The 14,594-nt window shown below is 67.3% G+C and carries 17 protein-coding genes and 1 riboswitch; of the genes, 7 read left to right on the top strand and 10 right to left on the bottom strand.

Features of this window, described 5'->3' with window-relative positions; translation table 11 throughout:
• Positions 1–76: 76 nt before the first annotated feature.
• Both modA and PV768_RS13085 read right to left on the bottom strand, forming a co-directional pair.
• Positions 77–883: a molybdate ABC transporter substrate-binding protein gene (modA, locus tag PV768_RS13090; protein WP_421093227.1), complete on the bottom strand. Its 807-nt coding sequence runs from the start codon at positions 881–883 to the stop codon at positions 77–79.
• Positions 880–1,290: a TOBE domain-containing protein gene (locus PV768_RS13085; protein WP_157240636.1), complete on the bottom strand. Its 411-nt coding sequence runs from the start codon at positions 1,288–1,290 to the stop codon at positions 880–882. The genes modA and PV768_RS13085 overlap by 4 nt, the downstream gene beginning before the upstream one ends.
• A gap of 117 nt (positions 1,291–1,407) precedes the next feature.
• On the opposite strand from PV768_RS13085, the gene PV768_RS13080 reads away from it, so the two are divergent.
• Together PV768_RS13080 and PV768_RS13075 are read left to right on the top strand one after the other, a co-directional pair.
• Positions 1,408–2,277, top strand: coding sequence for a DUF4031 domain-containing protein (locus tag PV768_RS13080; RefSeq protein WP_321214607.1), 870 nt, complete (start codon positions 1,408–1,410; stop codon positions 2,275–2,277).
• Entirely contained in the window at positions 2,274–3,083 is an 810-nt protein-coding gene (locus tag PV768_RS13075; RefSeq protein WP_323057499.1) for a 2-phosphosulfolactate phosphatase, read from the top strand. Before PV768_RS13080 ends, PV768_RS13075 begins: the two co-directional genes overlap by 4 nt.
• 36 nt (positions 3,084–3,119) lie before the next feature.
• Here the strand turns inward: PV768_RS13075 and PV768_RS13070 are convergent, their stop codons facing one another.
• Together PV768_RS13070 and PV768_RS13065 are read right to left on the bottom strand one after the other, a co-directional pair.
• Positions 3,120–3,521, bottom strand: coding sequence for a YccF domain-containing protein (locus PV768_RS13070; RefSeq protein ID WP_157240631.1), 402 nt, complete (start codon positions 3,519–3,521; stop codon positions 3,120–3,122).
• A 70-nt stretch (positions 3,522–3,591) separates the two neighbouring features.
• Positions 3,592–4,206 (bottom strand): phosphoribosylanthranilate isomerase, encoded by a 615-nt coding sequence (locus PV768_RS13065; RefSeq protein WP_157240623.1) that lies wholly within the window; start codon positions 4,204–4,206, stop codon positions 3,592–3,594.
• Positions 4,207–4,308: 102 nt separating this feature from the next.
• On the opposite strand from PV768_RS13065, the gene PV768_RS13060 reads away from it, so the two are divergent.
• Positions 4,309–4,890, top strand: a complete 582-nt coding sequence (locus tag PV768_RS13060) for a HutD family protein (RefSeq protein WP_421093226.1) — start codon at positions 4,309–4,311, stop codon at positions 4,888–4,890.
• On the opposite strand, the gene PV768_RS13055 is transcribed toward PV768_RS13060, so the two are convergent.
• Genes PV768_RS13055 through PV768_RS13030 form a run of 6 tightly spaced genes read right to left on the bottom strand, consistent with a single transcriptional unit; the run spans position 4,874 to position 11,747 of the window.
• Positions 4,874–6,178, bottom strand: coding sequence for a Gfo/Idh/MocA family protein (locus PV768_RS13055; RefSeq protein WP_421093225.1), 1,305 nt, complete (start codon positions 6,176–6,178; stop codon positions 4,874–4,876). The genes PV768_RS13060 and PV768_RS13055 overlap by 17 nt on opposite strands.
• A 3-nt stretch (positions 6,179–6,181) precedes the next feature.
• Positions 6,182–7,525, bottom strand: coding sequence for a glucosylglycerate hydrolase (ggh, locus tag PV768_RS13050; RefSeq protein ID WP_421093224.1), 1,344 nt, complete (start codon positions 7,523–7,525; stop codon positions 6,182–6,184).
• The gene (locus PV768_RS13045) at positions 7,522–8,610 is read right to left on the bottom strand and encodes an ABC transporter ATP-binding protein (RefSeq protein WP_157240620.1); all 1,089 of its coding nucleotides are present in this window, start codon (positions 8,608–8,610) and stop codon (positions 7,522–7,524) included. Before PV768_RS13045 ends, ggh begins: the two co-directional genes overlap by 4 nt.
• 22 nt (positions 8,611–8,632) lie before the next feature.
• Entirely contained in the window at positions 8,633–9,517 is an 885-nt protein-coding gene (locus tag PV768_RS13040; protein WP_157240619.1) for a carbohydrate ABC transporter permease, read from the bottom strand.
• Positions 9,514–10,419: a carbohydrate ABC transporter permease gene (locus PV768_RS13035; RefSeq protein ID WP_197432452.1), complete on the bottom strand. Its 906-nt coding sequence runs from the start codon at positions 10,417–10,419 to the stop codon at positions 9,514–9,516. The genes PV768_RS13040 and PV768_RS13035 overlap by 4 nt, the downstream gene beginning before the upstream one ends.
• A complete protein-coding gene (locus PV768_RS13030; protein ID WP_157240618.1) occupies positions 10,419–11,747 on the bottom strand; it encodes an ABC transporter substrate-binding protein in 1,329 nt (442 codons plus the stop codon). The genes PV768_RS13035 and PV768_RS13030 overlap by 1 nt, the downstream gene beginning before the upstream one ends.
• Positions 11,748–11,872: 125 nt before the next feature.
• Between PV768_RS13030 and PV768_RS13025 the strand changes: the two genes are divergently transcribed.
• The 4 genes from PV768_RS13025 (at position 11,873) to PV768_RS13010 (ending at position 14,523) form a co-directional block, all read left to right on the top strand.
• Positions 11,873–13,054 (top strand): ROK family protein, encoded by a 1,182-nt coding sequence (locus tag PV768_RS13025; RefSeq protein WP_421093223.1) that lies wholly within the window; start codon positions 11,873–11,875, stop codon positions 13,052–13,054.
• A 55-nt stretch (positions 13,055–13,109) separates the two neighbouring features.
• On the top strand, positions 13,110–13,640 hold the full coding sequence (locus PV768_RS13020) for a ferritin (protein WP_157240616.1): 531 nt from the start codon (positions 13,110–13,112) through the stop codon (positions 13,638–13,640).
• A gap of 146 nt (positions 13,641–13,786) precedes the next feature.
• Positions 13,787–13,852: riboswitch (guanidine-III (ykkC-III) riboswitch) on the top strand.
• Positions 13,853–13,861: 9 nt separating this feature from the next.
• Positions 13,862–14,185: a DMT family transporter gene (locus tag PV768_RS13015; RefSeq protein WP_421093222.1), complete on the top strand. Its 324-nt coding sequence runs from the start codon at positions 13,862–13,864 to the stop codon at positions 14,183–14,185.
• The gene (locus PV768_RS13010; RefSeq protein WP_157242884.1) at positions 14,185–14,523 is read left to right on the top strand and encodes a DMT family transporter; all 339 of its coding nucleotides are present in this window, start codon (positions 14,185–14,187) and stop codon (positions 14,521–14,523) included. Before PV768_RS13015 ends, PV768_RS13010 begins: the two co-directional genes overlap by 1 nt.
• Positions 14,524–14,594: the final 71 nt, after the last annotated feature.

The following is a 14,594-nucleotide window of genomic DNA, read 5'->3' as shown; positions in this document are numbered from 1 at the left end:
TCCCCTTTGCCGCCGGTTGGCCTGCTGCCGGCCGGACGGCTGCCGGCTGGACTGCCTGCCGGTCACGTGCTGCCCATCATCTGCTGCCCGCTGCCGGCCCAAACCCGGCGGCTGCGAGGACTTCCCTGCCTTCGGGGCCTGCCACAAGCCCCAGGAACTTTGCGGCAGCGGTCTTGTTGCGGCTGCCGGCAAGCGTTGCGATGGGGTAGGTGTTCACCGCTGCGGCCGACTCGGGAAAGGGAACGCTGTCCACTTTGCCGCGGGCCGCCCGGACGTCGGTGACGTAGACGAGTCCGGCGTCAGCCTCTCCCGAGCTGACTTTGCCCAGGACATCGGCCACGGAGTTTTCCTCGCTGACCGGACTGAGGTCCGTCCCCGTCTGCTGTTCGACGGCGGCCGCGGCGGCCCCGCAGGGCACCTGGCGGGCGCACATCACAAGCTTCGTTCCGCTCCTGGCCAAGTCGGCGAAGGATCCAATTCCTGCCGGGTTCCCTGCCGGGACGGCGATGGCCAGGGTATTGGTGGCAAAGTCCCGCGGTTGGCCGTCCACCAGGCCGGCGTCCTGCAGCCTGGCCATGTTGCTGGTGTCCGCCGAGGCGAACACGTCCGCGGGAGCGCCCTGGCTGATCTGGGTGGACAGGTCCGACGAACCGGCAAAGCTGAGGGTGACGCCGGTTCCGGGGTTCTCCTTTTCGAACCGTGCCGCGAGCTCGGTAAAACTGGCTTTAAGGGAAGCAGCGGCGAAAACGGTCAGTGTTTCCCGGCTGGTTCCCTGGGCGGCGTTGCCGCCGTCGCCGGCAGCACCGGTGCCGGCACAACCGGCGAGCAGGGCCGCCAGCAGGATTCCCGCCAGCAGGGCTCCGGCCCGCCGAACCGGCGTCACGCGGCTCCCTTTCCCTGCGGCGTTTCGATGATGACCGTGGTGGCCTTGACCACGGCGGTGGCCACGGAGCCGAGTTCCAGTCCCAGTTCCTTGACGGCCTCGCTGCTCATCAGGGACACCACGCGGAAGGGCCCGCACTGCAGCTCCACCTGGGCCATCACACTGTCCGCCTTGATGCCGGTGACGAGGCCCACGAAGCGGTTGCGGGCCGAACTGCCCGTGCGGTGCGGATCGGCCGGAAGCTGCGCCAGCTTCTGTGCGTGCCGCGCCAGTTCCAGGCCGTCCACGGCGAGCCGGCCGGCGTCGTCCTTCCGCGGCGTCAGGCTCCCGTTCTCGGTCCATCGCCGGACGGTATCGTCACTGACGCCCAGGAAACGGGCGGCCTCCGAAACGCGGATAGTAGGCATAGCCCCACTCTAATACGCATTTGCGGATTCAAGAGCTCCTCGGCGCCGCATTTCAGGATTTCGCCCTCCTGGAAGGAGCAACCGGCTCGCGCAGCTGCGCAGCACTAGACTTCCCCCATGGTCCTCTACATCGACCCGCCCCTCTGGCCTGCGCACGGAACGCACTTCTCGCACCTCATTTCCGACGAATCTCTGGCGGAACTGCACGCGTTTGCGGCTGCGGCGGGTGTCCCCGAACGGGCCTTTGACGGGGACCACTACGACGTTCCGGAGCGCCGCTTCGATGACCTCGTGGCGGCCGGCGCCGTTCCCGTGGAAGGACGGATCCTGGTCCGCAGGCTCATTGCCAGCGGCCTGCGCATTCCTGCCCGGCAACGGAACAAATCGCTCAAGGTGCCGCTGCTGAACCGCTGGAACTCGATCATGCCCGGCCATGACGCCCTCTTCCTGGACCTCCTGGACCGGTGGAGCGAGGACCACCGCCACTATCACGGCTGCACGCACCTGCTGGCGGTACTCGAAGCCCTCGACCTTCTCACCGATCCCGACGACCCGCCGCGGACAGTCCTGCTGGCGGCCTGGTTCCACGACGCCGTCTACCGCGGCATAGCCGGCCAGGATGAGGAGGAGTCCGCGCGCCTCGCCGAGGAGCGCCTGCACGGCGCCGGCCTTCCGGAAGCGGAGGCGGCCGAGGTGGCACGGCTTGTCAGGCTGACATCCGACCACTGCCCGGAAGAGGGGGACCGCGACGGCGCCCTCCTGTGCGATGCCGACCTGTCCGTCCTGGGCGGGGACCCGGAGGAATACGCCAGGTACGTTGCTGCCGTCCGCAAGGATTACGCGCACATCGGCGACGCCGACTTCGCGGCCGGGCGCGCCGCCGTCGTGCGCCATCTGCTGGAACTGGAGCCGCTGTTCCACAGCGGCAGGGCAAGGGAGCTGTGGCTGGCTGCCGCGCACCGCAATTTGAAGGGCGAACTGGCGTGAACGCACCCACCTCGAATTCCCGCCACACGTTCACTGCAAGTGCCGCGCACCGGCAACTGCCCTACGCGGTCCGGGTGGAGTGGGGGCTCGACGGCGGGAGCACCGTAACGTCCGGCGCGGACCTTGCCGTGGTGGTTGACGTCCTCTCCTTCAGCACCTGCGTAAGCGTCGCCCTGGACCGGGGCGCCGCGGTCCTTCCTTTTCCCTGGAAGGACACCGGCGCGGAGGATTTCGCTGCCCGCCACCGAGCCCTGCTGGCCGGGCCCAGGGACGGGGGCGGGCTCAGCCTCTCCCCCGCAAGCCTTAGGGCTGCCGGTTCCCTGGAGCGGGTGGTCCTGCCGTCCCCCAACGGTTCCGCGCTCTGCCACGAACTGGCGCGCACAGTTCCGTTGCTGGCCACCGTGTGCCTCCGGAATGCCGCAGCCACCGCGGACTGGGTGGCGGCCAACCTCCCGGAAGATGCAGTGATCGCAGTGGTTGCGGCCGGCGAACGCTGGCCGGACGGCACCCTCCGGCCGGCCGTGGAGGACCAGATCGGGGCGGGGGCATTCATCGCGGGCCTGGTGGCTGCGGGCAAAGGCGGCTACGAGGCCGAAGACGGCAGGCACGGATACTCGCCGGAGGCTGTGGCTGCGATGGCCGTCTTTGAAGCCGCCGAGCCCCGGCTCCGGGAGATGCTGCGTGGCTGCTCGAGCGGCCGTGAGCTGACCGGGGCGGGCTACGGTGCCGACGTCGATATCGCCGCGGAACTGGACGACAGCGACGCCGTGGCCATCATGGCGGACGGGGCGTTCAGCCCCCGCTGACGTTGCCTGTGTTCCGCGCCGTTCCGCCCTGGCGTCCTAGCGGTAGGAGGACACGAAGGGCTGGGTGGTGGGCACAATCTGCTTGCCCAGCGGCATCAGGGACACCGGGATGAGCTTCAGGTTTGCGATGGCCAGCGGGATGCCAATGATGGTCACTGCCATCGCAAAGGCCGTGACCACGTGTCCAATGGCGATCCAGATGCCTGCCACCAGCAGCCAGATGACGTTGCCCAGCAGCGAGAACACGCCCGCACCGCCGGGTTTGTCCACCACCGTCCGGCCGAAGGGCCAGAGCGTGTACGCAGCGATCCGGAACGACGCGATGCCCCAGGGAATGGTGATGACCAGCAGGCAGCAGATGACCCCCGCGAAGAAATAACCCAGCGCGAGCCAGAAACCGCCGAAAACCAGCCAGATGATGTTGAGCAGTGCCTTCATCCCTCCATTGTGCCCCGGGGGCCGGGGCAACGGGATGGGGGCCTGCCCTGACCGGCCCCTGAATCCGCGGCTAGACCGAAGCAGCAGCTCCCTTGGCCGCCTGCACGAAGGCGCTGACCTTGGCCAGGTCCTTGACGCCGCGGGACGCCTCAACACCGGAGGAAACATCGACGCCCCAAGCGTGCGCCGCCGTGGCGGCCTGCGCAACATTGGCGGCGTCCAGCCCGCCTGCCAGCAGCCATTTACGTTCCTGCAGCACGGGGATTTCGGCCACGGACGCATAGTCCCAGGCCTCGCCGGAGCCGGGGACGGCGGCGTCGATCAGGAGCAGGTCTTCCCCCCAGTCCTCCAGCTCCTCGGCTGCGGCACCCATGGTGACGGCCCTGACCAGCTTCATGCCGGCGTCGTGCACTGTGGCCACGTCCCCGCGCGAGCGCCGGCCGTGCAGCTGGATCCACTCCAGCCCGGCGGCACGGGCGATGGCGAGGGCGTCGGCAACCGGCTCGTCACGGAACACGCCGATGGGCGTAACCCCGGCCGGCACTTCGGCCAGCAGCGCGGAGGCCTGGGAGGGCGAGACCACGCGGGGACTGGCCGTGAGGACGAAACCCACCGCGTCGGCGCCTGCCTCCGCGGCAGCGCGGATGGATTCCGGCGTGCTGAGGCCACACACTTTGACGAACATTCCCGGCTCCTTAGGCTGTTTTCGTGTTGTCCCCCCGCAGGAGAGTAGCAGGGATGGATGGGAGCTGCCGATACCGGCAGGCAGGCCAACTAGGCTGGGCTGATGGAGATCATCCGCTTCGCAGACCGCAAGCCCCAGCCCTGGCGCAACGGCGGCGGGGTCACGCGCCAGATCGCCGGCCATCCCGACGCCGCCTCCCTCCAGGATGCCGGGTGGGACTGGCGGGTCAGCATCGCCGAGGTCACCAAAGCCGGGGACTTCTCGCCGTTCCCTGACATGGAGCGGGTACTGACGGTGGTCGAGGGCGAACTCCTGCTCCTGACCGTGGACGGCGCTGAGCATCCCCTGGAGAAGTACCGTCCGTTCCGTTTTCCCGGCGGGGCCGCCACCTCCTGCGCCCTTCCCACTGGAGATGTCAGGAACCTCAACGTCATTACCCGGGCCGGCAGCTTCAAGGGTTTCACGTCCATCATTGAGATTTCGAAGAAACGTGCCCACCCGCTGTTTGCCGGCCAGTTGGGGATCCTGCTGCAGGGCCAGGCCACAGCCTCGGACGCAAGCCATGAACCCGAGGCCCTGGGCCGCTACGACGCCGTGGTGGGCTCGGACAGCGCGTCCCCGGAGATCCTGGGCCGCGGCTTCCTTGCCGTCGTGTCCATCGACCAGGTCACTGGCTCAGACTGAACGAGCCCACCTGCACAACAGTGCTGCTCCGGCGGGCCTCCTCTGCGGCGAAAACGGCTGCGTGGCTGACCAGGGACTCCTCCAGTCCAGACACCACCGTCGACCAGTCACCGGTGGCCAGCGCAGCCACCCAGGCCTGCACCAGGCCGCGGTCGCCGCCCTCGTGCTTTTCCCCCTGGACCCGCGGCGTGGCAGCGGGGACCGGGTGGACAGCGGTTGTCCCGGTCAGGAAATCGAAGACCGAGATGGCTTCGGCTTCCACGTCTATCTCCCCGTGGCTGCCGAAGATCCGGGTGCGCCGCGGGCCGACGGCGGTGAAGGCCGTGGCCGTGAAGGCGGCAGTTGTGCCGTTTTCGTATTCAATGTTCACCACCTGGTGGTCCACAACGTCGTTGTCCGAAAAATAGACGCAGCGGCCATAGGGGCCGGTTGCCAGGGCGTGCAGCAGCGACTCTGGCGTGCCGCCCGGATCCACCACGTCCGCGAAGTATGCCCTCGCGGGGTCAGCCTTAGCCCCGTTCAAGGGGCGGCCCGCACCATAGATCTTCAGCGCGGAATAGGGGCAGCGGGGCTCGGCGGGGCAGCCGATGCAGCGGCGGGCCGCACCCTCCGGCGCCCCTTCGGGGCGGAAATGGGCCAGCGTTCCGAAGGACGACACCTTCAGTGGCCTGCTCCCGATGATGAAGGACAGCCAGTCGACGTCGTGCGTGCACTTGGCAAGGAGGAACGGGCTCGAGTCTTCCTCCCGGCGCCAGTTTCCGCGGACGTACGAATGCGCGAAATGCCAGAAGCCCACGGGCTCCAGGTGTTGGACGGAGATGATCCGGCCCACCGCCCCACCCAACAGCAACTGCCTGAGGAGAGCTGTCAGCGGGGTGTAGCGCAACACGTGGCAGACAGTCGCGGTGGCGCCGCTTTCACGGCCCAGGCGTTCCAGTTCTGCGCAACCGGCGGGGTCGACGGCGACGGGCTTCTCCAGGAGGATGGGGTAGCCGTGGGCTGCGGCCGCCGCGAACGGACCCCCGTGCTCCCGGTCAGGCGTGGCGATGATGATGCCGTCGGCCGGCAGGCGGTTCTTGAGCATTGCCTGCCAGTCCTCGAATACGCCTTCCGCCGGCACTTTCAATTCGGCCGCCAGGCGGTTGCGCAGCAGCGGGCGCGGCTCGGCCAGGCCCGCAATGACGGCCTGTCCCGTGGCAACGGCGAGCCGGGCATAGGCTGCGCCCCTCGCGCCTGCACCTGCGATGAGGAGCCGCACCGGGTGCCCTTGCGCCGGCACGGCGCCCACTGATCAACCGTTCCCGGGATCGGCAAGCCATTCCAGCGCCACGGCGGCTGTCCACGACTGGTCCATGCTGCCCAGCGGTTCGCCGGTGAAGGGTTCGTAGTACTCACCGAAGTGGCCCTCCATCAGCTGGGCGAGGGAGGCCTCCCGCAGCTGGCGGTAGCGCTTCTCGTCGCCGCGCCTCCGCAGGCAGTGGGCCAGGTACCAGTTCATCACGGGCCATACGGGTCCGCGCCAGTACTGGCGGGGCTTCAGCCCTTCGTAGGTGGTGGACGTGGAAGCCGGCAGCGGGAAGGCCAGGCGGGGGTCGCCCGTCCAGTCCGGCCCTTCGAAGACTTCCAGTTGCCGGTCGAGGAGGGCCTGGTCATTGGTGGAAATGAGGGGCGCGAATCCGGCCATTGTGGGAGGTCCGATCCACTCCCCGGTCAGCACGTCCCGGTCGCGGGCGAGTCCTGTCCTGCCATCCACCGTCGCGTCGACGCCGTCGCGGAATTCCCGGGCCCATTCCCGCAACCGGGGCGCCTCCTCCGGCAGCCCGAACTGTTCCGCCAGCACGGCCAGGTCCTCGTTGGCCGCGGCGTAGATCGCGGACATGAAGACGTCCTTGACCTGGAAGGCCATTACCCGGGGCAACTGCGCGTCGTCGAACCGCACGTCTGCCATCTGTTGCACCAGCCAAAGGTAGCGGCTGTACTCCTCGTCGCTGGGGCGCTGGCTGTGGTCCTTGACCTTCTGCGTGTCCGTGCGGACGAACGGCTCCATCTCCCCCGGCTTGACCCTGGAATACGGGCCGTCGAAGCGGGGGGAGTTGTCCATCCCGGACTCCCAGCCGTGGTAAATGGTCAGCAGGCCCGAGCCGTCCCCGCCGCGGGCGCTCCGCAGCCAGGCGTGCCAGTCGATCCATCCCGGCAGCGTCCGGCGGGTGAATTCATCGGCGAGCCTGGCATCCTCGCCGCCCGCCGCCGTCGCCCTTTCCACGATGCGGCGCAGCATGGTGGCATGCACCGGCGGCTGGCAGATGCCGCTGGACTGCACACCCTCCGGCGAGGCCCCGCGGGTCCCCCACCGCTCGACGTCGGGGAAGTAGCCGGGGACGTCCGAGAAGACGATGTGCGGGATCATCCCGCTCTTCCACTGGGCGGCCAGCAGGTAGTCGAGCTCCCGGAGGGCCCGTTCGACGCTCACGGTCGAAAGTCCGGCGGCGACGAACGCGGCGTCCCAGCTCCACATGTGCGGATACAGGTTCGGTGCAGCCGTCACCATGGTGCCGAGGTCGTTGGCTGCCAGGACGTCCCTGGCACGGCGCCCGAGCTCCTCGAGGTCCCTGATCGGATACGTGTCCGGGCTCATGCCGTGAGCCCGAGCTGGGTTTCCGTGTCGAAGAACCGGATAGTTGCCTGGTCGAACCTCAGGCCAACCTTCTCCCCCGGGGAAACCCGTACGGTGGAGGCAACCTGGACCTTGATGGTCTGTCCGCCCAGGTCCACGGTCAGCAGCGTTGCGTGGCCAAGCGGTTCCACCACTTCCACGGTGGCGCCAAGGGTCCCCGGGGCTCCCCGCTGCTCAATGTAGATGTTTTCCGCGCGGATCCCGACCATCACGGGAAGGCCGCCGGACCGGGCCGCAGAGCGGGCCAGGAATTCAGGCGCCTCGGTGCTTTGGCCGGCGACTTCCAGGGCGCCCTGCTGCGTCACGCGGCCCTCGAGGAAGTTCATTGGCGGCGAGCCGATGAATCCCCCGACGAAGCGGTCAGCCGGCTCCTCATAGACGGTGATGGGATGCCCCAGCTGGGCTATCTGCCCTTTCTTCATCACGGCCACCCGGTCTGAGAGGCTCATCGCTTCCACCTGGTCGTGGGTCACGTAAAGCGTGGTGGAACCCAACTGCTGGACGATCTTTTTCAGTTCCGCCCGGAAGTCGAGCCGCAGGAGGGCGTCCAGGTTGGACAGGGGCTCGTCCATGAGCAGCACGTCCGCGTCCATGACGATGGCCCTGGCGACGGCGACGCGCTGGCGCTGCCCGCCCGAGAGCTGGGCAGGGTAGCGGTCCAGGTAGGGGGTGAGCTGGAGCAGGTCGGCCGCCCAGGCGACCTTCTTCTCGAGTTCATCCCTGGGCACCTTCTTCATCACCAGGCCGAACCCGATGTTGGTGCGGACCTTGCGGTGCGGGAACACGGCGTAGGACTGGAACACCATGGAGAGGTTCCTGTCCTGCGGGGGCAGGTACGTTACATCCCGGCCGCCGATGGAGATGCTCCCCTCATCCGGGAAGTCCAGCCCCGCCACCATGCGCAGCAGGGTGGTCTTCCCGCAGCCGGAGGGCCCGAGAAGCACCATGAACTCACCCTCCGCAACCTCGAGGGACACGTTGTTCGTGGCCAGCTCGGTGCTGCCGGGGTAGGTCTTGTGGAGACCCTTGATGGAGATGTCAGCCATGGGACAGCCTCTCTGGAGAGCACTAGCGGATCGTGGAGCCCCACATGTTTGTGAGGTAGCGGCGCATGAAGAAGATGAAGATCAGTGCCGGAATCACCAGCAGGAAGCCGCCGGCGAACCGGTAGGCCAGCGGCGACTCGGCGAGGGAACTGAGGACCTGGGCCGGCAAGGTGCGCTGGTTCAGGGTGAGGATCGACGCGCCGAGGACTTCGTTCCAGGACATGACGAAGGTGAAGATGGACGCCGCGGCGATGCCGGGGATGGCCATGGGCATGACCACCTTGAGGAAGGCCTGCACGGGGCTGCAGCCGAAGATGCGGGCAGCTTCCTCAACGTCGCGCGGCACGCCCAGGAATACCGAGGACGTGATCAGGATGGTGGTGGGCAGCGCCAGTGCGGTGTGGAGCAGGACGACGGCGAGGGCGCTGTCATACAGGCCCGTCTGGAGGAACAACTGGGCCAGCGGCACGGACAGGACCACGATGGGCAACGCACGGGTGAAGAGCAGGAAGAGCTGGTAGGGGTCCCGGCCGGGGAAGGCGAAACGTGCCACCGCGTACCCGGCGGGGACTCCGATGATCAGGGAGAGCAGGAGGGTGAAGATGCCCACCTGGACGGAGTTGATGAGCCCGGGCAGGATGCCCGTGGACTGCAGGAACGTCTGCATGGTCTCGAGGGAGAAGTTGTTCGGAATAAAGCTCAGGGGGAACGTCTGCAGGGCCGCCCTGCTGGAGGTGGCGGACAGCGCGATGAGGTAGATGGGGAGCGCCATGAAGAGCGTGATGACGATGCAGCCCACCTGGAGCAGTACCCGGTTCCTGCGCCGCCGTGCCAGCGGCCTGCGGTCCACTTCCGGCTGCGGCCGCGAGTCCGGAGCCGTTGTCTTGTTGGTGGTGGCGTGGCTCATCGGGCGGCCTCCGATTGGTCTCTCAGGAGCTTGAGGTAACCGACGGCGGTCACCATGGATACCGCCATGACCACCAGGGCCAGGGCCGAGGCCACGTTGGCGTCCTGCAGGCCGGTATACCACCGGTAGGTTTCACCGACCACCAGCGGAAAGTTCTGGCCGGTGAGGGCAAGCGCCACGGCGAAGGTCTGGAACGCGAGGATGGTCCTCAGGATCAGGGCCGTCTGGAGGCTGGGACGCAGCAGCGGAAGGGTCACGTGCCAGAGCCGGTCCCAGAACCCCGCGCCGAAGACGCCTGCTGCCTCCTCGTAGTCCTTGGGGATGGACTGCAGCCCTGCCACCACGATCACGAACACGAGGGACGTGGCCCGCCAGACCTCGGCGATCAGCACGGCCATGAACATCGAGGCGTAGTTGTCGTAGGCGAGCCAGGAGACCGGTTCAAGGCCTACGGAAGCCAGCACGGAATTGAGGTATCCCCGGTCCGTGAAGACGGTCAACCACACCAGGCCGGCGGCAAGGTCGCTGACGGCCAGGGGTATGGCCCAGATGTAGAAGTACACCGACGAGCCCCGCGGGTTTGCCCGGATCAGCAGGGCCATGGAAAGCGCCAGGACGAATTGGATCGGAATCATCACCACGATAAGGAGCAGCGTGTTGCCCACGGAGGACCAGAAGTAGGGGTCCTGCGCCATCCGGCTGAAGTTCGCGGTCGTAAGGCCTTCGGGGCCGCCGAACGCCTGAAGGATGCCGCTGACCATCGGCCAGCCGAAGAGCAGCGTCATGAAGATGATGGACGGGGCAATCAGCAGCATTGCTGCCGACGTTCCGCTCCTGCGCGGCCGGCCCCGCGGCGCTGCAGGCCGGGGCTTGGCGGCCGCCGGAGCGTCGGGGGCTGCCATCAGGCGACCTTACATGGGGTCTGTTTGGGATCGGGCGCCCAGCAGGGGACGTTGAGGCTGTCCATGATCTTCGCGAGTTCCGCACCCTGCCGGTCCAGCGTCGCCTTCACGTCGGCGTTGTTCAGGCAGATTTCCTGGAAGCAGTTCTTGAAGAGCTGGGAAACCTGCGGGTCTTTTTCTCCCAGGCCGACCGGCGGCAGTGCGAGCAGCGCATCGGAGGCCTCCTGCTGGGCCTTGACGGCCTTTGCCTCAAGGGCCACGCCGCCGGGAAGGTCGCCGCCGACGTCCGTCTTGACAACGGGGAAGAAGGAATTGGATTTCAGTGTCTCAATCTGCGCCTCGGGCTTGGACAGGGCCTTGATGAGTTCGAAGGCCTTGTCCTTCTCGGGTGAACCTTGGGGCACTGCCATGCCGCCGACGATCAGCAGGTAGCCCTTGCCCTTCGGACCGGACGGCGCCGGCACCATCAGCCACTCGTCGGGCTTGTCCTTGACCGCGGTGATAAGGCGGGCCACATGGTCCCAGGCCACCAGGACCTCGCCGTTGCCGAGCGGTTCCTGCATGAAGTCGTAATTCGCGGAGGCCGGGTTCATGTTGGCCCAAAGCTCCCGCATATAGGTCCAGGCCGTGACGGCATCCGGGTTGCGGAAGGTGGTGATTTGTCCGCCAGTGAAACTGGGGAGGAGGAAACCCTGGTAGAAGCGGTGGTGGAGGCCCTTGGGCCCGGCCGGAATGCCGAAGACCGGCCGGCCGTTCGCCGCCTTGGCGGCCTGCGCCCATGCCAGGTACTGATCGTAGGTGAGCTTGTTGACGTCGGCTCCCGACGGCAGCCACTCAAGCGCCTTCTTGTTGATCGCCAGCACATATGTCGCCTGGATCCACGGAATGTACCGGGGAACGTCCGTGCCCAGCTTGGACAGCTCCTTCAGGTCGTCTGAGTATCCTGCCGAGGACAGGTCCTTCATCAGGGAGCTCAGGTCCTCCAGCTGTGAGGCGAAGGGAACGAGGTCGCCGTGCAGGCCTCCTGCAATTCCCACCTCCACCTTCCCTGCGGCAAGCTGGGATTTCAGGGTGGTGTTGAAGATGCCGGTGTCAACGGGGTTGTAGGCCACCTTGATATCCCCGGCGAACTTCTTGAGCGTGGCTTCGTACTTCTGGCGCTCCTCCACCGGGGAGAACTGGGTGGAGAGGAAGTTGACCGAGCCAGCCCCTCCGCTTCCGCTGGTATTCACGCCGCAGGCCGCGAGGAGGGGGCCTGTGGCCAGGGCCAGCAGGCCTCCTTTCAACAAGGTCCGCCGGCTGACGTCGAAGTGAGCGAGATCGGACATGAGAGCCTCCTGCTTAAAGGGCAGATAGTATTTTTGTCTGATGATCGATCATAATTGTGTGATCCAGACCACGTCAACGCCCCGGCTGCAGGACAGCCTGGTCCACTTCAGAGGGAGCGAGCAGCATGACCCAGCAGAGGACGCTCGTCGGGGGCTCGGGCCAACCTCCGGTAGGGCTTGCCACAAGTGCCGGCCATGTACTCCAGCTGCTGCGCTCGAACGCGGCAGGTTACAGCCGCGCGGAACTGTTGGACATCACGGGCATGGCGCGGTCCACCCTCTATGAACGGCTCGACGCGCTTTTCGCCGCGGGCCTGGTTTACGAATCCACCCCAATACACGCGCAGAGAGGCAGGCCGCCGCGCGCCCTTCGCTTCGATGACCGCAACAAGCTGGTCCTCGGCATCGATATCGGCCACACCCACGCGGGGATCCACCTCATGTCCCTGAGCCGCGAAATCGTGGCCTCCGCCCGGCTGCCCATCGACATCACGCGGTCCCAGGAGGACGTGGCCGGCCAGGTCATCAAGGAATCCCTCCGGCTGCTCGACGGGCGGCAGCCCGTGGGGGCGGGAGTGGGACTGCCCGCTCCCGTGGACCCGCTCCACCGGCTGGGGCTGGAGCGGACTGTCCTTGCCCACTGGGACCTCCTGCGCCTGCAGGAGGTGATGGAGTCAAGGCTGGACTGCCCGGTCCTGCTGGAAAATGACGCCCGCTCGATGGCCGTCGGGGAGGTCCGGGAGCCGCTGGAATCCCTCGTGGCTGTCAAAGTCAGCACCGGCGTCGGCTCCGGCATCATCGTCGGCGGCGCCCTGGTGCGTGGCGCCCACGGCGCCGCCGGGGACATCGGGCACGTCCGCGTTCCCGAGGCCGCGGGCCGGCGCTGCCGCTGCGGCAGGGACGGCTGCCTCGCCGCGGTGGCCTCGGGGCGGGCGCTGCTCGCCGATCCGAAGCTCTCCAGCTATGGGACGCTGCGGCAGCTTGTGGACGCCTGTGACAGCAATCCCGCCGTTCGCTCCGCCGTCGCGGAAGCCGGAAGGGTGCTGGGACGTGCGCTCGCCGCGACCGTGGGCACGCTGAACCCGGGGCGCATCGCCATTGGCGGGCTCGTCGGAGTGCTCCCGGACTTCCTGGGCGCCTGCCGCCGGCAGATCCTGGACGACGCCTTCGAACCCTCCTTGGTGGACCTGGAGATTGTGCCGGCGGACAGCAGGACCGCCACGGCCATTGGACTGTGCAGGCTGGTGGAGGAGAGCCTCTACGCGCCGGAGCGTGTTGAACAGTTGCTGGTGCAGCGGGCCGGCTGAGAAGTGAAGCCTTCCCACACTGGCCACGTCCCTCGGCCGTCCCTAGACTCGGGCTATGACCACATCAAACTTCAATGCCCTCCTGTCCACCCAGATCGGCAATGAGTTCACTGCCTCGCAGCAGTACATTGCCGTGGCCACCTGGTTCGCCAACCAGGACCTCCCCCAACTGGCCAGGTACTTCTACCGCCAGTCCGTGGAGGAGCGGAACCACGCCATGATGATGGTCCAGTACATGCTGGACCGGGACATCACCTTCACCATCCCCGGCGTTCCGGCCGTCCGCAACGACTTCGCCTCCGTCACCGAGCCGCTGGCCCTGGCCCTGCAGCAGGAGAAGGAAGTGACCAAGAACATCGAGGACCTGTTCCGGGCGGCCCGTGGCGAAAATGACGCTTTGGGCGAGCAGTTCATGCTCTGGTTCCTCAAGGAACAGGTGGAGGAAGTCTCCTCGATGACCACGCTCCTGAACATCGCCGAGCGCGCGGACAACCTGTTCGACATCGAGAACTTCATCGCCCGGGAGACCATCGGCGACGGCGGCCGCGATGCTTCCGCTCCCGAAGCGGCGGGCGGCGCGCTCTAACCCCCGCCCGGCCCAACTAAGTAGCGCTAAGTGTCGTTTTGGAGGGTCATAACGACACTTAGCGCTACCTAGTTGGGGTGGGGAGGCGGTGGTGAGGTTCGGCACCACCGGTGGCCCGCCGCCGTCGTGCGTTGCTACGCTGGAAACCAAGGCTCTGCACCCGAGCCTCCGGACGACGGTTCAGTACCCGGCACACGACAAGACTGGCCAAAGGATCCCGTATGTCGTGGCTGATACTCATTCTTTCCGGTGCCCTTGAAGCCGTCTGGGCGGCAGCCTTGCACCGCGCCTTCCAGGCTTTCGGACGCCGCCGCATCGCTCCGGCCGCACTCTTCCTGGTGTCCGCCGCGGCAAGCACCGGCGGCCTGGCCCTGGCCATGCAGTCCATTCCCACCGGCACGGCCTACGCCGTGTGGGTCGGCGTGGGCGTGGTGCTGACCTCCGCCTACGCGATTGCCACCAGGGTGGAGCGCCCGACGGCGGCACGCCTCCTCCTGCTGTCCGGCATCGCCGTGTGCGTGGCGGGCTTGAAGGTGGTGGCGTGATGCTGCAGCGCAGGGTTCCCTGGGTGGTCCTGCTGGCCTCGGCGGCCCTGGAAGCCGTGTGGGCCACGGCCCTTGGCCTGTCCTACGGCTTCAGCAAGCCGCTCCCCACCATAGTTTTCGCCGTTACGGCAACGTTCAGCATGCTGGGACTGGGCTGGGCCATCCGGCACATCCCCCTGGGCACCGCCTACGCCGTGTGGGTGGGGGTTGGCGCCGCCCTGACCGTCGGCTGGGCAATGGCCACCGGCGCGGAAGCCTTCAGCGTGCTCAAAGTGGTCTTTATTGCGGGGATCGTTGGCTGCGTTGCCGGCCTGAAGGCTTTGCCGCAGGACCGGTAGAACCGCGCAGCACCAGGTCGGATGCCAGGACCACCGGCGAGTGCGTGGACTGTACAGCCGGCACCCCGGGC

It is taken from the genome of Pseudarthrobacter sp. CC4, assembly GCF_048957775.1.
Lineage (GTDB): Bacteria > Actinomycetota > Actinomycetes > Actinomycetales > Micrococcaceae > Arthrobacter.
Note: the sequence above shows the minus strand (reverse complement) of the source record. Positions and strands in the feature narration are given on the sequence as shown.